Origin of the sequence: Nocardioides sp. NPDC057767, from assembly GCF_042798275.1 — a bacterium.
In the GTDB taxonomy this organism is placed as follows: Bacteria; Actinomycetota; Actinomycetes; order Propionibacteriales; family Nocardioidaceae; genus Nocardioides.
In genome coordinates this window covers 1-18,650 of the sequence record NZ_JBHVKJ010000068.1, presented here as the reverse complement: position 1 = coordinate 18,650, position 18,650 = coordinate 1, and the positions used below count along the sequence as shown (strand labels likewise).

17 protein-coding genes are annotated in these 18,650 nt (G+C 68.2%); 10 read left to right on the top strand and 7 right to left on the bottom strand.

Annotated features, from left to right (window positions below; all coding sequences use genetic code 11):
• The first annotated feature begins 1 nt into the window (after nt 1).
• From ACFVDI_RS25175 to ACFVDI_RS25160, 4 genes are all read left to right on the top strand, one after another.
• On the top strand, nt 2-157 hold the full coding sequence (locus ACFVDI_RS25175; RefSeq protein ID WP_378911527.1) for a hypothetical protein: 156 nt from the start codon (nt 2-4) through the stop codon (nt 155-157).
• Entirely contained in the window at nt 154-567 is a 414-nt protein-coding gene (locus ACFVDI_RS25170) for a hypothetical protein (RefSeq protein ID WP_378911526.1), read from the top strand. Before ACFVDI_RS25175 ends, ACFVDI_RS25170 begins: the two co-directional genes overlap by 4 nt.
• 323 nt (nt 568-890) lie before the next feature.
• Complete coding sequence (locus ACFVDI_RS25165) at nt 891-1,814, top strand: hypothetical protein (protein WP_378911525.1); 924 nt, start codon at nt 891-893, stop codon at nt 1,812-1,814.
• Nucleotides 1,815-1,888: 74 nt separating this feature from the next.
• Nucleotides 1,889-2,944 (top strand): viperin family antiviral radical SAM protein, encoded by a 1,056-nt coding sequence (locus ACFVDI_RS25160; protein WP_378911524.1) that lies wholly within the window; start codon nt 1,889-1,891, stop codon nt 2,942-2,944.
• Between the two features lie 65 nt (nt 2,945-3,009).
• Here ACFVDI_RS25160 and ispG read toward each other — a convergent pair whose 3' ends face one another.
• The 5 genes from ispG to ACFVDI_RS25135 all read right to left on the bottom strand — a co-directional run bounded on the left by ispG (nt 3,010) and on the right by ACFVDI_RS25135 (nt 10,479).
• Complete coding sequence (ispG, locus tag ACFVDI_RS25155) at nt 3,010-4,164, bottom strand: flavodoxin-dependent (E)-4-hydroxy-3-methylbut-2-enyl-diphosphate synthase (RefSeq protein WP_378911523.1); 1,155 nt, start codon at nt 4,162-4,164, stop codon at nt 3,010-3,012.
• Between the two features lie 22 nt (nt 4,165-4,186).
• Nucleotides 4,187-5,545 carry a M50 family metallopeptidase gene (locus tag ACFVDI_RS25150; protein WP_378911522.1) on the bottom strand — a complete coding sequence of 453 codons (1,359 nt, stop codon included), beginning with the start codon at nt 5,543-5,545 and terminating at the stop codon, nt 4,187-4,189.
• The gene (gene dxr, locus ACFVDI_RS25145; protein WP_378911521.1) at nt 5,542-6,651 is read right to left on the bottom strand and encodes a 1-deoxy-D-xylulose-5-phosphate reductoisomerase; all 1,110 of its coding nucleotides are present in this window, start codon (nt 6,649-6,651) and stop codon (nt 5,542-5,544) included. The genes ACFVDI_RS25150 and dxr overlap by 4 nt, the downstream gene beginning before the upstream one ends.
• Before the next feature lie 205 nt (nt 6,652-6,856).
• Nucleotides 6,857-8,893, bottom strand: coding sequence for an acyltransferase family protein (locus ACFVDI_RS25140; protein ID WP_378911519.1), 2,037 nt, complete (start codon nt 8,891-8,893; stop codon nt 6,857-6,859).
• A 143-nt stretch (nt 8,894-9,036) separates the two neighbouring features.
• A complete protein-coding gene (locus tag ACFVDI_RS25135) occupies nt 9,037-10,479 on the bottom strand; it encodes a gamma-aminobutyraldehyde dehydrogenase (protein WP_378911518.1) in 1,443 nt (480 codons plus the stop codon).
• A gap of 117 nt (nt 10,480-10,596) precedes the next feature.
• On the opposite strand from ACFVDI_RS25135, the gene ACFVDI_RS25130 reads away from it, so the two are divergent.
• Entirely contained in the window at nt 10,597-11,985 is a 1,389-nt protein-coding gene (locus ACFVDI_RS25130) for an aspartate aminotransferase family protein (RefSeq protein ID WP_378911517.1), read from the top strand.
• Nucleotides 11,986-11,991: 6 nt separating this feature from the next.
• On the opposite strand, the gene ACFVDI_RS25125 is transcribed toward ACFVDI_RS25130, so the two are convergent.
• A complete protein-coding gene (locus ACFVDI_RS25125; protein ID WP_378911515.1) occupies nt 11,992-12,606 on the bottom strand; it encodes a hypothetical protein in 615 nt (204 codons plus the stop codon).
• 40 nt (nt 12,607-12,646) lie between these two features.
• On the opposite strand from ACFVDI_RS25125, the gene ACFVDI_RS25120 reads away from it, so the two are divergent.
• Nucleotides 12,647-12,799 (top strand): hypothetical protein, encoded by a 153-nt coding sequence (locus ACFVDI_RS25120; RefSeq protein WP_378911514.1) that lies wholly within the window; start codon nt 12,647-12,649, stop codon nt 12,797-12,799.
• Between the two features lie 6 nt (nt 12,800-12,805).
• Here the strand turns inward: ACFVDI_RS25120 and ACFVDI_RS25115 are convergent, their stop codons facing one another.
• Nucleotides 12,806-14,194: an NAD(P)/FAD-dependent oxidoreductase gene (locus ACFVDI_RS25115; protein WP_378911513.1), complete on the bottom strand. Its 1,389-nt coding sequence runs from the start codon at nt 14,192-14,194 to the stop codon at nt 12,806-12,808.
• A 124-nt stretch (nt 14,195-14,318) separates the two neighbouring features.
• Here ACFVDI_RS25115 and ACFVDI_RS25110 point away from each other — a divergent pair, with 124 nt between their 5' ends.
• The 4 genes from ACFVDI_RS25110 (at nt 14,319) to ACFVDI_RS25095 (ending at nt 18,587) form a co-directional block, all read left to right on the top strand.
• Nucleotides 14,319-14,792, top strand: a complete 474-nt coding sequence (locus ACFVDI_RS25110; RefSeq protein WP_008363265.1) for an Lrp/AsnC family transcriptional regulator — start codon at nt 14,319-14,321, stop codon at nt 14,790-14,792.
• Nucleotides 14,789-16,168: an NAD(P)/FAD-dependent oxidoreductase gene (locus tag ACFVDI_RS25105; protein WP_378911512.1), complete on the top strand. Its 1,380-nt coding sequence runs from the start codon at nt 14,789-14,791 to the stop codon at nt 16,166-16,168. Before ACFVDI_RS25110 ends, ACFVDI_RS25105 begins: the two co-directional genes overlap by 4 nt.
• Before the next feature lie 76 nt (nt 16,169-16,244).
• Nucleotides 16,245-17,552: a hypothetical protein gene (locus tag ACFVDI_RS25100; protein WP_378911511.1), complete on the top strand. Its 1,308-nt coding sequence runs from the start codon at nt 16,245-16,247 to the stop codon at nt 17,550-17,552.
• 162 nt (nt 17,553-17,714) lie between these two features.
• The gene (locus ACFVDI_RS25095) at nt 17,715-18,587 is read left to right on the top strand and encodes a serine protein kinase RIO (protein ID WP_378911510.1); all 873 of its coding nucleotides are present in this window, start codon (nt 17,715-17,717) and stop codon (nt 18,585-18,587) included.
• Nucleotides 18,588-18,650: the final 63 nt, after the last annotated feature.

Here is an 18,650-nt window from a genome sequence, read left to right as displayed (position 1 = left end):
CATGAGGAACCACAAGTTCAGCATCGCCACCTTCGCCGTCACGCTTCTTGTCGTGTTCGGCTTCAACCAGCTGCTCAGCGCCGAGCCGCCCACGTGCCAGGCAGCCGCCGGCACCTCGTCCACCTCCGTCGTCCTCACGGGAGGAGCGCTGTCATGATCAACAACTTCATGCGCCCCGGCGATACCGTCCGGGCCCGCGGCGGCGTACGTTCCGGAAAGCGCGGTGTCGTCGTCGCCACCGCCGCAGGCCGCACCAAGGTCCGTTTCAACGGCAGCAGCGGCACCCGCTGGGTACGCAGCGGCAACCTGAGCTCCACCGGCAGCGGCTCGCTGCCCTGGATCCTCCCGGTCAAGGCCGCACTCGTCCTGTTCCTGGTCGTGCCGGGTCTCCGGTTCGTCGTCGTCCACCTGTGGACCCACGGCGGGCTCGACGGCTTCGCCACCGCCCTCGGAACCCAGATGGGCCAGGCCGCACTCGCCTGGGGCCATCTGATCACCACGGACCCGGTCGGAGCGCTCCTCCACCTCGGGTTCCTCGGCGTGGTCTCGAGGCTGATGCACTGGTGAGACCACCTCGACCTTCGAGGCGTACGCAGGGGGACGTCTCGGAGCACAAGAAAGAAGCCCGGTCCGGGACTCGGACCGGGCTTTCCTGCGTACGTCGGACCGACAACTTCTTTAGAAACGGGCGCTCGGTCAAGAGCACGGCGATACATTTGCTGGATTCCTGGTGGACTGGATCGAGACCCACCCAGGACTCGAACGCGAACAGGCCACGCTCCAGGAGGGACGAGATGGCCCTCGAACCTGACGACAGCCCTGCCATCCTCAACCGGGACCTCCGCGCATGGGTCAAGAACTGGACCGGCAAGGGCATCGGACAGGTCGCGTTGGGTGCCAACATCAGCAACAGCCGAGCATACGCAGCCACGGCCAACACGAACCTCGTTCCTCGTGACCTCCTGCTGGCCATCGTCCGCGCCGCGGTGCCCACCACCTATGCCAGCGAGGAACGCACGGACTGGATCCGAAAGTGGAGTCGAGAGTGGGAACGACGCTGGGAGCTGGCAGAGGCGGCGACCCGAGGCGAGCGCCCTCGCGATCTCCAACCCGACCCGGCGATCCAGCGAATAGCCGAACCGCCAGCTCGTCCCAATCTGATCGTGCGGCTCGATCCCAGGTCGGCCGGTCCCGCGCTCGAGAGCATCACGGACGACACGGTGCGGGCCATCACTTCCGGGTACGTCTTCGTCGCACAGGCTCCGCTCCTTGTCGGATACCACAAGCGGAGCCCCATCAGTGTCTACATCGACCTGCACTCCGCGTCGTGTTCGCCCCACCATCGCGAGAGCCTCGCCCAGTTCCTGGCGCGCAGAGTTCGCCGGAAGCTCGGCGGCCTCGACCCGGACAGGACCGTGATCGCAACCGCGCGCGAGGGCAACATCCTCGTCGGCAGCCGAGTCGCCGAACTCTGCGGCGTACCCTTCCTGATGGTGCGCACCACTTCTCGTCCGCCGCGATTCGGCTTTCCCGTGGAGCGCAACCTCGGGAATGAGGTCAATCCTGTGATCGGTCACGAGGTCGAGGCCGTCATCGTCGACGACATCGTGATGGGCTCGCTGATCTCACGAGTCGCCGAGCTTCTGCGGATCCATGAGGGCGTGTCCACTCGAAACTGCTTCAGCATCTTCGAGCGCGCTGACCTGGGCGTCCAGGATCTTCTCGCGGATGCCGACCTCACCTTGGACTCTGCTTTCACCATCGACGACGAGCTCGTCGCTGCGCTTCGGCAACAGGCGCACGCACAGGGCTGAACGACACCGCGAATCAGGAACACGGTTACTCCGGTTCTCCCGGTTACGCGCATCCTTTCTGCAAGGATGCGCCAATGACCGACGTCGAGATGGTCGTCAACCTTCACGTGACCGAGCGATGCAATTATCGGTGCACCTACTGCTTCGGTAAGTGGGGCCTGCTCCAGGAGTCAAGCGCGGAGACGAGCGTGTGGGTTGACACCGAAACGGCGTATCGCATCATGTGGGAGCTCGCAGACAAGTTCCGTCGTGACCGCGGCGCCGACAGCCCCATCCGATTCAACTTCGTCGGTGGCGAACCGGCACTGCTCCCGAACATCGACGACCTCGTCGACTACGCCCGATCGATACTGAAGACGCGCGTCTCGTACGTCACCAATGGGCTCATGCTTCGAAGGTTCGACGCCGAGTGGACCGCAGAGAACATCGACGTCGTCGGGATCAGCGTTGACTCCTCGCTCCACAGCTCCAATCGCGAGATCGGTCGCGTCACGCGTAGCGGCAAGGTCTTCGACCTCATGGAGGCCGCAATCCGAGTCCAAGCTATTCGCCAGGCGGCCGACCGTCTGGGGACCAGGAAGCCGGAGATCAAGGTGAACACGGTCGTCAGCGAGCTGAACTGCCGGGAGAACTTCGACGCTGTCCTCGCCGCAATCAGGCCAGATAGATGGAAGCTGCTCAAAATGCTCCCGGTCTACTCCGCGAAGACCGCGATCACCGACGAGGAGTTCCGCAACTTCGCGAAGCGACACCGAAAGTTCGTGCGCAAGCGTCCGGGCTACAAGAGCGTGCTCATCACGACCGAGGACAACGATGAGATGACCGGCTCGTACGCGATGGTCGACCCGCTCGCCCGGTTCTTCTGGTACGACGAGCTACCGGAGAGCGGATATCGCTACTCCGAGCCCATGACGGCCGTGTCGGCCGACGAGGCCTGGGCGGTCGCGGGCCTTCATTGGGACGAAGAGAAGTACGGCGCTCGCTATACCGAACTGATGAGCGGCATCGACGTGGCGGAGTTCCATGCCGACGACATGCTCATCGCCCGACCCGTCCCACAACCTCGAAACCGTCGCGGGGCGGACCAGCCCGGGAATGCTCACCGAGGTAACTCGGCGAGTGCTCGCTGACCTCGTGGAACTCCACGAGGGATGTGGATGTTCACCGAGTTACCTCGGTGAACATCCACAGCACCTCAGCCGCTGACGGATACCTGCGCGCCGGCGCCCTCGACGGGCTCCATGCCCTCGGCGATCTTCATCGCCTCCTCGATCAAGGTCTCGACGATGGCCGCTTCGGGGACGGTCTTGATGACCTCGCCCTTGACGAAGATCTGGCCCTTGCCGTTGCCGGAGGCGACACCGAGGTCGGCCTCGCGGGCCTCACCGGGGCCGTTGACGACGCAGCCCATGACGGCTACCCGGAGCGGGACCTCGAGGCCGTCGAGGCCGGCGGTGACCTGCTCGGCGAGCGTGTAGACGTCCACCTGGGCGCGGCCGCAGGACGGGCAGGAGACGATCTCGAGGCGGCGCGGCTTGAGATTGAGCGACTCCAGGATCTGGATGCCGACCTTGACCTCCTCGACCGGCGGCGCCGAGAGCGAGACGCGAATGGTGTCTCCGATGCCCTGGCTGAGCAGGTGGCCGAAGGCGACCGAGGACTTGATCGTGCCCTGGAAGGCCGGACCGGCCTCGGTGACGCCGAGGTGGAGCGGCCAGTCACCGGCCTCGGCGAGCAGCTCGTAGGCGCGGACCATCACGACCGGGTCGTTGTGCTTGACCGAGATCTTGAAGTCGTGGAAGCCGTGCTCCTCGAACAGCGAGGCCTCCCAGATCGCCGACTCGACCAGAGCCTCGGGGGTGGCCTTGCCGTACTTCTCCAGCAGCCGCTTGTCGAGCGAGCCCGCGTTGACACCGATCCGGATCGAGGTGCCGTGGTCCTTCGCGGCGGCGGCGATCTCCTTGACCTGGTCGTCGAACTTGCGGATGTTGCCCGGATTGACCCGGACCGCCGCGCAGCCGGCCTCGATGGCGGCGAAGACGTACTTCGGCTGGAAGTGGATGTCGGCGATCACCGGGATCTGCGACTTCTTCGCGATCGCCGGCAGCGCGTCGGCGTCGTCCTGGCTCGGGCAGGCGACCCGGACGATGTCGCAGCCGGACGCGGTGAGCTCGGCGATCTGCTGCAGGGTCGAGTTGACGTCGGAGGTGAGCGTGGTCGTCATCGACTGCACGGAGATGGGGCTCTCGCTGCCGACACCCACCGAACCGACCTTGATCTGGCGGGTCTTGCGGCGGGGGGCGAGCACCGGAGCAGGCGCTTCCGGCATACCGAGGGGGATGGACGTCATGTCTACCAATCTTACGTGCGGGTCAGGCCTGGAGATGAAGCGGGACGACGAGGTCGGCGACGATCAGGACAACACCCATCACCAGGAGCGCCGAGGCCACGACGTACGCCACCGGCAGCAGCTTCGCCGGGTCGGCATGTCCCGGGTCGGGCCGCCGGAAGACCTTCGCGAAGGCGCGGCGGATGCCTTCCCACAGCGCCGTCGCGATGTGACCGCCGTCGAGCGGCAGAAGGGGGACGAAGTTGAAGATGCCGATGAAGAGGTTGAAGCCACCGACCAGGAACGCGAAGCTGGAGACCTTCTCGGCGACGTCGAGACCCTCGTGGGCGGCGATCTCACCGGCGATCCGGCCGCCGCCGACGATGCTGACCGGGCTGTCGGCCGAGCGCTCCTCGACACCGACGATCGCGAGCGCGACGTGCCAGACCTTGACCGGCAGGCGCAGGAGCGAGTGGACGGCGTTCTCGGCCATCGCGCCCATCTCCTTCAGCGCGTAGACCGGGCCCTCCTTGGTCGTCACGATGTGCGACTCGGGAGACATCCCGAAGAAGCCGACCTTCGCGGTCTCCGGGTCGGCGCTGGTGTCGTCGACGTCCTTGATCCGCTCCTGGACGACGGTCTGGGTCTGCAGCGTCATCCGCTCTCCGTCGCGCTCGATGACGATGGTCGCCTCGCCGTCCATGTTGTCGCGGATCAGCTTCTGGGCGACCGACCACGAGGTCAGCTCGGTGCCGTTGAACGAGATCAGCTCGTCACCCGGCTTCAGGCCGGCGTCGGCGGCCGGCGTTGGCTTGTCGCTGGGACGGCACTCGCGACCCTGGTCCTCCCAGCTCAGCAGGCACTCCTGCAGGCTCGAGACGACCGGATGCCCCTCGTTGACGACCGGCTCACGGACGCCGTAGATGCCGAAGACACCCCACAGCACGAAGAACGCGATCGCGATGTTCACCGAGGGCCCACCGGCCATCACGATGACCTTCTTCCACCACGACATCTTGTAGAAGAGCCGCGGCTCGTCCTCGGGGCGGATCAGCTCCCACTCGGCCGAGCGCGCGTCGCTGATCAGCTGGGTGAACATGCCGGTGTTGGACTTGCGCACCCGGAGGGCACCGTCCTCAGTGCGCTCCCCCAGCTGCTCGGCGCCGGGCGGCAGCATGCCGACGATCTTGACGTAGCCACCGAGCGGGATCGCCTTGAGGCCGTACTCCGTCTCGCCGATCTGCTTGGACCACACCGTCGGCCCGAAGCCGATGAAGTACTGCGTCACCTTCCCGCCGAACGCCTTCGCCGGGATCATGTGGCCGAGCTCGTGCAGCCCGATCGAGGCCAGGATCGCGACGATGAAGCCGATCACGGCCAACGTGTAGAGCAGATAGCTCATGGGCGGGTCTCCAGGATGCGGGTGGCCTCTTCGCGCGCCCAGGCGTCGGCGGCGAGCACGTCGTCGATGGTGAGCGTGCTTTCAGAGCGTACGCCGTGGTGGGCTGCCATCACCTCAGCAATCGTGTCCACGATGCCGGTGAACGGGATCCGGCCCTCGTGGAAGGCGTCGACGCAGACCTCGTTGGCGGCGTTGTAGACGGCGGGGTGGGTGCCGGCGCGGGTGCCGGCCTCACGCGCCAGCCGCACCGCGGGGAAGGCGTCGTCGTCGAGCGGCTCGAAGCGCCAGTCGGCGGCCTTGGTCCAATCGATCGGCGTCTCGGCGTCGGGGACGCGCTCGGGCCAGGCCATGCCCATCGAGATCGGCACCAGCATCGTGGGCAGCCCGAGCTGGGCCACCACGGCGCCGTCGGTGAACTCGACCATCGAGTGGATGTACTGCTGCGGGTGGACGACGACCTCGATCCGGTCGAAGGGTACGTCGAAGAGCAGATGTGCCTCGATGACCTCGAGACCCTTGTTGACCAGGGTGGCGGAGTTGGTCGTGATCACCCGCCCCATCGCGAAGTTGGGGTGCTTGAGCGCCTGCGCCGGGGTGACCTGGGCGAGCTCGTCGCGGGAGCGGCCACGGAACGGGCCGCCGGAGGCGGTCAGCACCAGCTTGCGCACCTCCTCCGCCCGGCCGGCACGCAGCGACTGCGCGATCGCGGAGTGCTCGGAGTCGACCGGGACGATCTGCCCCTCGCGCGCGATCCGCTTGACCAGCGGCCCGCCGATGATCAGCGACTCCTTGTTGGCCAGCGCGAGCGTGTTGCCGGCCTCGAGCGCGGCCAGCGTCGGGCGGAGACCGACGGCGCCGGTGATCCCGTTGAGCACCACGTCGGCGGCCTGGGCGGCGGCCTCGACCGAGGCCTCCTCCCCCAGCCCGGAGAACTTGGGCGCGAACTCGGCAACCTGGGCCTCGAACAGCTCCTTGTTGGACCCGCCCGCGGTCAGTCCGACGACCCGGAACCGGTCAGGGTTGGCCCGCACCAGGTCGAGCGCCTGGGTGCCGATGGACCCGGTCGAGCCGAGGATCACCACGTCGCGTGGTCGCTGATCGTTCACCGGATCATTCTCCCAGCAGAGGCTGAGAGGGCGCCAAGCGGCTGCGGTTGAGGGCCGGAAAACATCAGGAGAAATAGCAGCAGCCCCGGACTCCCCCACGGGTCCAGGGCTGTGCATGAAACGTTTTGCAACGTCTGGCCACAATTAAGCCACAAAGATGCACGCGAAGGCAAATCTCGAAACGGGCGTCCCAGTTAAATCTCCGTCAGATCAGCGGTGCGAGGATGACACCGAGCCGCGGCGTGACGTGCCGGACCCACGACTCGGTCAGATGCGAGTCGTCGTAGTAGGTGACCTTCTCCCCCACGACCAGCGGGCAGCGGTCATCGGCGCAGACGAAGCGCTGGGTGTCGACGTACGCCGCCCGGGTGCCCTTCACGGCCGCCTCGGTGACCTCGTTGCTGCTGGTCTCGCGCGAGTCCCGGTCGCTGAGACAGGACAGCTGGTCGGCCTCCGGGGCGCTGAGACAGTCGGCGGGGTCGTGGTCCACGGACGGTACGTCGCCCAGGACGACCACCTTGCGGGAGATCTCTCGGTAGGCCTTCACCGTGCTGCGTACGGCCTGTGACCACTGCTCGTCGCGGTCCATCCCGTCGTAGGTCTTGGGCATGAAGAGCTGGCCGCGGGCCGTGGAGACGATCGCGTCGGGGTCGAGGCTCTCGAGGCGGTCCGCGGACCAGTCGCGGAAGTCGTCGCACTCGGCCTGGGTCATCCTCTTGCCGCGGTGCTGGACCGGGTAGGGCGCGCAGCCGACCTTGACCACCGGCACGACCCGGAAGCCGTTGTCCTTGCCGAGGTCGTCGAAGGCGGTCAGCCACATCCCTGCGTGCGAGTCTCCGACGACGGCGACGGTCTTCTTCGCGTCGGCGTCGCCGAGGGTGCACTCGGCGCCCCGGCTCTCGCCGTAGTTGGCGTAGCAGTCGCCGTAGCTCTTCTGCCACCGGTCCTCGGTGATCTCCTCGCCGATCACGGCCGGCGGGATCGGGCCACCGCGGTCGGCGATCTCGAGGGCGGCGCGCAGCTCGCGCTGCACCTGCGGCGGACCGCCGGTCTCCGCGGCGGTGTCCGGGACCTCGTTGGCGGCGAACCAAGCCTCTGCCTGGGCGGCGCGCTCCTTCTCCGCGTACGCCGCGTAGCCGGTCGTCAGCCAGCCGCTGCCGACCGCCAGCACGAGCGCGACCGGCCACAGGACCAGCGAGCGCAGCCCGTGGGAGAGCATCGGCACCTGCTTGCGCTGGAACGGGAGCTCGACGAACCGGTGGCTCAGCGCGGAGAGCAGCAGCGCGGCGGCGACCGAGATCGTCATCTCGAGGGCGGCGCTGCCGAGACGGAGGAGCTCGGGGCCGAGCACGATCAGCGGCCAGTGCCACAGGTAGAGCGAGTAGGAGATGTCGCCGACGTAGCGCAGCGGGCGCACGGCGAGCAGCGTCGCCGTCGGGGCGTTCGCGCCCGAGGCCAGCAGCGCGACCGTGCCCAGCGTGGGCACCAGCGCCTGCCAGCCGGGGAACGGGGTGGCCTCGCTGAACACGACGGTCGAGACGACGATCGCCGCCGCTCCACCGAAGCCTGCGGCGACGCTCGCGGCACCCTTGAGCCGGCCGCCCCAGCAGGCCAGCAGCGCTCCGGCGGCGAGCTCGTAGGCGCGTGCGGGCGTGGAGAAGTAGGCGGCGGTGGGGTTCTCGCCGGTGGCGTGAACCGACCAGGCCAGGCTGGCGACCGCGATCACCGCGGCGACGATCGTGAAGCCCTTGCGGCCGAGCCTGGGGATGAGCAGGAGCGCCAGCACGGGCCAGACCAGGTAGAACTGCTCCTCGACCGAGAGCGACCAGTAGTGCTGGAACGGCGAGGGCTCGCTGGGCTGGAAGTACTGCACGCCCTCGGCGGCGAAGTGCACGTTGGCCAGGAAGAACGCCGCCCAGGTGCCGTCGGCGGCGGCGTCGGTGAGCCGCGTGGTGGGCAACTGCCAGGCGGCGTACGCCAGGACGACCAGGATCACGAGAGTGGCCGCCGGCAGGATGCGGCGGGCGCGGCGGGCGTAGAACTGCGGGATGCTGACGGTGCCCGACGTGTCGGCCTCGCGCAGCAGCAGCGTGGTGATCAGGAAGCCGGAGAGGACGAAGAAGACGTCGACGCCGACGAAGCCGCCCTCGGTGTTGGGGATGCCCGCATGGGCAGCGACGACCAGGCCTACGGCAATGGCCCGGAGACCTTGGACATCTGTCCGCCATTGCTTGGCTGACATGTGGGGTGCACCTCGTGTGGGGGTTCGACTGCTTCCATTGCTGGCACCACGTCGCGGAGGTACGCGAAACGGCGCTCGATGCTTTCACGGGATCCCCCGGCCCGCACATCGAGGGTCGCACACCTGGATGTTTGTCTAGCGGATTACTCACCGACGAACGACATCACGTGCTTGATCCGGGTGTAGTCCTCGAAGCCGTAGACGGAGAGATCCTTGCCGTAGCCGGAGTGCTTGAAGCCGCCGTGGGGCATCTCGGAGATGTAGGGGATGTGGGTGTTGATCCACACGACGCCGAAGTCGAGGCGCTTGCTGACCCGCATCGCGGTGCCGTGGTCCCTGGTCCACACGCTCGACCCGAGACCGTAGTCGACGTCGTTGGCGCACCGGAGCGCCTCGGCCTCGTCGGCGAACCGCTGCACGGTGATCACCGGGCCGAAGATCTCGTTCTGGATCTGCTCGTCGTCCTGGCGCAGGCCGGCCAGGACCGTGGGCTGGTAGAAGTAGCCGTTCTCACCGCCCTCCACCCGGGCCGGCGCTCCCCCGGCCGCGATCGTGGCGTGGTCCGGGAGTCGCTCGACCATGCCTGCGACCCGGGCGAGCTGACCCGGGTTGTTGAGCGCGCCCACGTCGCGGTTGTCGGCGGGGAGGCCGACGGTGGTGTTGCGGGCCGCCTCGGCCAGGGCGGCGACGAACTCGTCGTGGACGCCTGCCTGCACCAGCACCCGGGTCGCGGCCGTGCAGTCCTGGCCGGCGTTGAAGTATCCGGCAGCGGCGATGCCCGCGACCGCCTTGTCGATGTCGGCGTCGCCGAAGACGATCACCGGCGCCTTGCCGCCGAGCTCGAGGTGGACACGTTTGACGTCGGCCGCCGCGCTCGCGGCGACCTCCATGCCGGCGCGCACCGAGCCGGTGATGGCGACCATCTGCGGCGTACTGTGCCGGATCAGCGCGCGACCGGTGTCGCGGTCACCGGTGACGAGGTTGAGCACGCCGGGCGGCAGGAACTCCTGGGCCAGCTCGGCCAGCAGGGACGAGCTGGCCGGGGTGGTGTCGGAGGGCTTGAGCACGACGGTGTTGCCGGCGGCGAGCGCGGGCGCGATCTTCCACGACATCATCGCGAGCGGGTAGTTCCAGGGCGTGACCTGCCCGATCACGCCGATCGGCTCACGCCGGATCCAGGAGGTGTGATCGGCCAGGTACTCCCCCGCGCTCTTCCCCTCCAGGGTCCGGGCGGCGCCCGCGAAGAACCGGAAGTGGTCGATCGTCGGTGGCAGCTCCTCCTCCAACGTCAGCTGGAACGGCTTGCCGGTGTCCTTGACCTCCACGGCGGTCAGCTCCTCGGCCCGGGCCTCCATCGCGTCGGCGATCCGGAGCAGGGCCAGGCTGCGCTCCTGGGGCGTGGTCTCGCCCCAGGTCTCGAAGGCCGATGCGGCGGCGGCGTACGCCTTGTCGACGTCGGCCTCGGTCGACATCGGAGCCTGGGCGTAGACCTCACCGGTGGCGGGGTCGAGGACGTCGTACGTCGCGGCGTCGGCAGCATCGCACAGCTCGCCGCCGATCACGTTCCTGAAGATCTGGTCAGCCATGCGGTAGAGACTAACTCCTTCCTGTAACAGCGATGTCACAACTGAATCCGCAGTGAAAATCGCACTTTGAAACTGATTCGCTTGCGGAAGCGAGATGCATTGGGTGACCATTGAGTCATGACCGGCAACCACGAGCAGCTGCAGCGCGACGCCAAGGACCACCTCTGGATGCACTTCACGCGGCATTCGAGCTACGCCGAGGCAGACGTGCCGATCATCGCCCGGGGCGAGGGTGCCTACATCTACGACATCGACGGCAACCGCTACCTCGACGGACTCGCCGGCCTCTTCGTCACCCAGGTCGGCCACGGGCGCGCCGAGCTCGCCGACGCCGGCGCGGCGCAGGCCAAGCAGCTGGCCTTCCACCCGCTGTGGTCCTACGCGCACGAGCCGGCCATCGAGCTGGCCGCGCGGCTGGCCTCGCTCGCTCCCGGTGACCTCAACCGGGTCTTCTTCACCAACTCCGGCTCCGAGGCCGTCGAGACCGCGTGGAAGCTGGCCAAGAACTACTTCAAGCTGCGTGGCAAGCCGGGCAAGCACAAGGTGATCGGGCGCAACATCGCCTACCACGGCACCACCCACGGGGCGCTGTCGATCACCGGGCTGGCCGACATCAAGGCGCCGTTCGAGCCGCTGGTCCCCTCGACCTTCCGGGTGCCGAACACCAACATCTACCGGGCCTTCGAGATCACCGGCGGGCTGATGGACGGGAGCGACCCGGAGGCGTTCGGCCGCTGGTGCGCGGACCAGATCGACATCGCGATCCGCGCCGAGGGCCCCGACACCGTCGCCGCGGTCTTCCTCGAGCCCGTGCAGAACTCGGGCGGCTGCTTCCCGCCGCCCCCGGGCTACTTCCAGCGGGTGCGGGAGATCTGCGACGAGCACGACGTGCTCCTCGTCTCCGACGAGGTCATCTGCGCCTACGGGCGGCTCGGCACGATGTTCGGCGCGGAGCGGTTCGGCTACGTCCCCGACATGATCACCTCGGCGAAGGGGCTGACCTCGGGCTACGCACCGCTGGGCGCCACGATCATCTCCGACCGGCTGATGGAGCCCTTCCTGACCGGTGAGGAGACGTTCTACCACGGCTACACCTTCGGCGGTCACCCCGTCTCCACCGCGGTGGCGATGGCCAACCTCGACCTGTTCGAGGCCGAGGATCTGCTCGGCAACGTACGCCGCAACGAGGCCGCGTTCCGCGCCACCCTGGAGAAGCTGAAGGACCTGCCGGTCGTCGGCGACGTACGCGGCACCGGCTACTTCTACGGCATCGAGCTGGTCAAGGACCGCGAGACTCGTGAGACGTTCACCGCGGAGGAGTGCGAGCGGATCCTCTACGGGTACGTCTCCAAGGCGCTGTGGTCCGAGGGCCTCTACTGCCGAGCCGACGACCGCGGCGAGCCCGTCATCCAGCTCTCCCCGCCGCTCACCGTGGGCCAGGCCGAGTTCGACGAGATGGAGCAGATCCTGCGACGGGTGCTGGAGAAGGCCTCCACGATGCTCTGACCCGGATCAGCCGACGACGCGTACCTCGCTCCCCAGGACGGCACCGTCCTGCAGGGTCAGGTGGTCGCCGGACCAGAAGCGGCCCGGGTCGTAGTAGTTGGTGGGGCGCTCGTCGTCGAGCAGCCCCATCTCCTGGTAGGTGGCCGCGACGACCTCGGCGCAGTAGACCTGCTCGATCCCGGCCTTCGAGCGGACCCTCCCCCGGGCCCAGCGCCCGGCCAGGTTCACGGTCGAGGGGAACGGAGTGCCGTCGAGGCGCGCGATCGTGCGGAGCAGGGCATCCTCGCGCTCCCGGTTGATGTCGGCGGTGAGCTGGCGCAGCCAGACCTGCTGCTCGTAGCGGCCGGCCCACTGCTCGACCGCGGCCCGCAGGTCGTGGAGCTGCACGCCGCGGTGGTGGGTGCCGGTGTAGAGGTCGAGCAGCCCCTTGCCGAGCTCGGCGTGCCACATCAGCGGTGGCAGGTCGTCGAGCACGACGGCCATTCCGACGTGGTTGACCGGGGCGTTGCTGAGCATCCGGATCGCCCGGTCGGCGACCGACCGGCCGCGGAAGAGCCACAGATCGCCGGTGCGGGTCTGGTCCACGGCGTCGGCAAGGGAGATAGTGGTCTCGTCAGACATCTCGAGCAGGGGGTCCTCAATGGGTTTGGGCAGTGCACGCGTGTGGAAGATCGTCGGTCTCGCCGGTCTGGCCGGGGTCACCGCGACAGGCGTCATCATCGCGCGCAACCACCGTCAGCGTACGCAGCGCACGCCGGAGGAGATCCACGCCAAGCTCCGCGAGCGGGTCGCGGCGGCGCAGAAGGCCGCCTGAGCCGGATCAGGAGTCGAAGCCGAGCCCGAGCCGGTCCATCGTCCGCAGGAACAGGTCGCGGCGGCCACCGTTCGCATCGGCCTTGCCGAGCGAGCGGACCATCATCGAGATGCCCGCGTACCGGGCGGGCTCGGGCGGGAACGGCAACGGCTTGGAGCGCACCATCTCCAGCGACGTACGCTCCGTCTGCTCACCGCTGAGCAGGTCGAGCATCACCTGGGCGCCGAAGCGGGTGGCCCCGACGCCGAGACCGGTGTAGCCCAGCGCGTAGGCGACACGGCCGGCGTACGCCTTGCCGAAGAAGGCCGAGAAGCGGGTGCAGGTGTCGATGACACCGGCCCAGCGGTGGGTGAAGCGCAGCCCCTCGAGCTGCGGGAACGTCTCGAAGAAGTGGCTCGCGAGCTTGTCGTGGGTCGCGCCCGTCTCCAGCTCCGGCGAGATCTTCGAGCCGAAGTGGTAGATCGCGTCGTAGCCACCCCACAGGATCCGGTTGTCCCTGGTCAGCCGGTAGTAGTGGAAGTGGTTGGCGGAGTCGCTGACTCCCTGCCGGTTGGCCCAGCCGATGGCGTCCATCTGCGCCGGTGAGAGCGGCTCGGTCATGAGTACGTAGTCGTAGACCGGGACCGTCATCATCCTCAGTCGCCGAAGCAAGGGCGGGAAGGCGTTGGTGGCCAGTGCCACCCTCCCGGCCCGGACCGACCCGGCGAGAGTCGAGACCCGCATCCCCGCTCCGTCCCGGGCGAGACCGGTGACCGCGGAGCCCTCGTGGATGACCACACCCGCGTCCAGACAGGCCTGCCGGAGCCCCCAGGCCAGCCGCGCCGGCTCGACCGTGGCTGTGTCGCCGACCACCTCCAGGCCGCCGAGGTAGGTCGGCGAGCGGAGCTCGTCTCGCACACCGGTCTCGTCCAGCAGCCGGTGTTTGATGCCGTGCTCGGTCAGCGCCGCCGACCACTCGGCGAGGTCGTCGACCTCATGGGGACGGGTGGCGACGTTGAGGGCGCCGGTGAGCTGCCAGTCGCAGTCGATGCCGTGCTCCTGGATGGTCGCCGCCATCTCGTCGAGGTTCTGCTGGCCGAGCCGGTCCAGGGTCGCGAGCTCGTCGGGCCAGCGCTCCAGACCGTTCCAGAAGCCGTGGGTCAGGGACGCCTCGGCGAAGCCGCCGTTGCGTCCCGATGCCTGATCGCCGCAGCGGCCGGCCTCGAGCACGACCACCGACCACGACGGAAACCGCATCCGGGCCAGCAGCGCCGTCCACAGCCCCGAGTAGCCGCCTCCGACGACCACCAGATCCGCCGACTCCACCCCGAGCAGCGGCGGTAGCGGAGCGGGTCGCGCAGGGTCGTCGAGCCAGTAGACGGCAGGCTTCGCATCGGTCAGCGACACATGGTTCACGACGCCCACTATGACAACTCCGGAGGCCTTCAGCCACACAGAAGGTACGGAATCATGGAAATTGTTCGTTACACACGACGGATTTCGTTGCATCTGGCGGAGGCAAACAGGTTGACTGGGCGCCATGACCACTCGCAAGCGCAACGGGGGCGCTCACCTCGACGAGGTCAACAAGCTGATCATCGAGCAGCTCCAGCAAGACGGGCGGCGCAGCTACGCCGCCATCGGCAAGGAGGTCGGCCTCAGTGAGGCCGCGGTGCGCCAGCGGGTGCAGCGCCTCGTCGACAGCGGCGTCATGCAGGTCGTCGCGGTCACCGACCCGCTCGAGCTCGGCTTCGCTCGGCAGGCCATGATCGGCGTACGCACCTCCGGGCCGATCGAGGGCATCGCCGACGAGCTCGGCAAGCTCGACGAGGTCGACTACATCGTCATCACCGCCGGCTCCTACGACCTCCTCGTCGAGGTCGTGGCCGAGAGCGACGAGGCGCTCCTCAACCTCGTCTCCAGCAAGATCCGCGCCATCGAGGGCGTGGTGAGCACCGAGACGTTCATGTACCTCCACCTGCACAAGCAGACCTACGCCTGGGGCGTGAGGTGAACAACTACTCCGGCATCAGCCTGTGGCACGAGACCGCGGGCGAGGACTGGGAGCCGCGTCCCGCGCTGATGGGCGACCTCGAGGTCGACGTCGCGATCGTGGGCGCCGGCTACACCGGCCTGTGGACAGCCTACTACCTGGCGGAGGCCAGACCCGACCTGAAGATCGTGATCCTCGAGGCCGAGGTCGCCGGTTTCGGGGCATCCGGCCGCAACGGCGGCTGGTGCTCGGCCCTGTTCCCCGCCTCGCTCGACAAGGTGGCGGCGGGCTCGACCCGGGAGGCCGCGCTCGCCCAGGACCGGGCGATGCGGGAGACCGTCGACGAGGTGATTCGCGTGGCCGCGGCGGAGGGCATCGAGGCCGACATCGCCAAGGGCGGCACGGTCGTCGTGGCGCGTACGCCCGCCCAGCTCGAGCGCGCCCGGCACGAGGTCGAGCACGCCCGTTCCTGGGGCCTCGGCGAGGCTGAGCTCTCGCTCTTGGACCAGGAGGCCGCCGAGAAGCGGCTCGCAGCGACCGGCACTCTCGGTGCCACCTACACCCCCGACTGTGCCGCGATCCACCCGGCCAAGCTCGTCCGCGGCCTCGCCCGCACCGTCGAGGCCCGCGGGGTCACGATCTACGAGCAGACCCGGGTCACCTCGATCGAGCCGCACGTCGTGCGGACCGAACGTGACGTGGTCTCCGCCGACGTCGTCGTACGCGCCACCGAGGGCTACACCCCGACGCTGGCCGGTCTCGAGCGCGAGGTCATCCCGGTGCGCTCCCTCATCATCGCCACCGAGCCGCTCACCGACCTGGTCTGGGCGAGCATCGGCCTGGAGGAGCGCGAGACCTTCTCCGACGGCCGCCACCTGCTGATCTACGGGCAGCGCACCGCGGACGACCGGCTCGTCTTCGGCGGCCGGGGCGCTCCGTACTCCTTCGGCTCGAAGATCACCCACGCGGACGCCTCCGACCTGCGCACCCACCGTCGCCTGCAGGAGACCCTGGTCGAGCTGTTCCCGGCCGTACGCGGCCACAGCATCACCCATCGGTGGGGCGGCGTTCTCGGCATCCCGCGCGACTGGCACGCCTCGGTCGGCTTCGACCCGGCCAGCGGGATCGCCCACGCCGGCGGCTACGTCGGCGACGGTGTGGCGACCACCAACCTCGCCGGCCGTACGCTGCGGGACCTGATCATCGGCACCGACTCCGACCTCACCGCCCTCCCCTGGGTCGGTCACGTCTCCCCGCGCTGGGAGCCGGAGCCGCTGCGGTGGCTCGGCGTCAACGCCGGCCTGCGCGCCATGACCGTGGCCGACGCCGAGGAGACCGCCACCGGCAAGGGCTCCCTGCTCGCCCGGGCCGTCGCGCCGCTCGTCGGCGGTCACTGACGTCCCGCGCCCTTCGCCGTTCCCCCGTGCTCAGGCGTTACGCTGCGGCTGTCGCACGAGGATCTCGGGGGAAGTCATGGCTGTCTCGTCCGGCGCCAAGAAGGCGCTCGTCTCTTTCGGCGTGCTGGTCTGCGTCGGCGCGCTGCTCGTCGGGATCGGACACTGGCGGGCCCACGACCTGGTCTCCGGCGACGTCGTATGGCACGTGGCAGCCGAGGACAGCGGCGATGAAGCGGTCGTCGTACGCGACCGGATCTACACCTATGACAACGACCAGCTGACGATCCGTGACCTCGGATCAGGGAAGCAGATCGCCGAGGAGAATCAGGTCGGCGCGTGGGCGTTCGTCGGAGACGGTGGCCACGTCGTGGTCGTCGGCAACGAGAGCATCGCGACGTACGACCGGGACGGCGAAGACCTCTGGCACCGCACCATGGACGATCTCTACCTGCCCATCGCCATCAGCCGCGACGGCGGGCTCGACGCAGTCGCATGCTCGGAGAAGAGCGGGTGCGTCACCGCTCATTTCGACGTCTCCGGTCGAGAGACATCACGCACCTCGCGCGGCTCGACCGATCTCTGGACGCCGGTCGTCATCGGCTTCGACACCTTCGAGAACCACCCGTCCGTCCGGCGGGTCCCGACGATCGCGACCGACATCGACCCGACGAAGCGTTCCGCCTTCCAGATACGCGACGGCGAGCCGTTCGGTCCCGCGGTTGACATCACGGACGACGTCGCCGCCCAGGTCGGCGACCTGCTCGTCGGGATGTCCCGCAAGGACGGGACCTGTCACTTCGCCGCCACCCGTGCGGGCAAACGGGCATGGACCACTTCGACTGCGTGCCCCGACCTCGGATACCCCAAGGTCGAAGTCTTCACCGACCGGATCTACGTCTCCAACCCGTCAGGTGACGCCTACGATGTGGTCACCACGGACCTCGAAGGCCGCCGAGCCACGAGCTTCCGGATCAAGACCGGGCCGACCTCGGAGGAGGACAGGACCCGGCTCTCACCCACCCCGGATTCGATCGTGCTCACCCGGACCGACCAGATCGCCGGGTACTCCCCCACGACCGGGAAGAGGCTGTGGAGCGAGAATCTGTCGCGAACCTCTGATGGCGCATCGGACGGGACGAAGAAGGTCTACCCCGGCATCGAGGTGAATGGACCGGTCATCGACCGATACGGGAACGGCCCGCAGTCCTTGGCCACGCTCGCCATCGGGAGCGACGTCCCGGCCTACACGCACACCTATCTCGATGCCACCTCCGGCGAGGAGTCGGCCGAGCTCGCGGCGCCGTACGGAGTCTCCGCCCTCGGGCTGGAGGACGGACGTGTCCTGGTCATCGGGGACGACGACATCTGGCTGGTCGCCGGATAGGGGCCGAATAAACCTGTTGCGTACGCCGGTCGCGGTCCTCCACCATGGACCGCGACCGGCGTTCTCGTCCACGAGGCGCACTGATCGAGAGGAGCAGACCGATGACTGTCGTTGTCCTGTGCCTGCCCACAGACCACACCTCTCGTATCAGGAGCACCCGAAGTGACTCAGGAGAACATCTCCGCTGATCCCATCGATGGGATCGACCCCAATTTCATCTTCGACTTCCAGGCCTACGACGACCTCGAGGACGGACAGCGCTGGTCCACCTGGCTCTCCGTGGAGCCGCTCTCCCGTGGACCGGAGCCGCGCCCGGACTGGGTGGTGACCTCTCAGGGCGCCATCGACACCGAGCTCGGCATTCTCAAGACCGGCAAGGAGGCCGACGCCTTCCTGATCGTGCGGGCGGACCCGCTCGTCCCGGAGCAGGAGGCGCTGATGGTCGCCAAGCGCTATCGCGACACCGACCACCGCACCTTCCACCGGGCCGCGAGCTACACCGAGGGCCGTTCGGTCAAGCGCTCCCGCGACGAGCGCGCGCTGAAGAAGAACTCGACCTTCGGTCGCGAGGTCGCCAAGGCCGAGTGGGCCAACGCCGAGTGGAACGCGCTCGTACGCTGCTGGAACCTCGGCCTTCCGGTCCCCTATCCGGTGCAGATCGACGGCACCGAGATCCTGATGGAGTGGATCGCGGTCGACGACGGCAACGGGGAGCTGGAGACGGCACCGCGTCTCGCGCAGACCCGCCCCGAGCGCCACGTCCTGGAGATGTGGTGGGACGGGCTCGTCGAGGCACTGGCCACGATGGTGCAGGCGGGCCTGGTCCACGGTGACCTCTCGCCCTACAACATCCTGGCCCAGCAGGACCGGCTGGTCATCATCGACCTTCCCCAGATCATCGACCTGGTCGGCAACCCGCTGGGTTTCGACTTCCTGCTGCGCGACATCACCAACGTCGCGAAGTGGTTCCAGGCCAGGGGCCTGGAGGTCGATGAGCAGGAGGTCTACGCCGACCTGATGGCACACGCCTTCTGACCAGCCTTCGAGTCGGCGCGTCCTGACCTAAACCCCCGCCGAGTCGGCTCGTCATGACGAGCC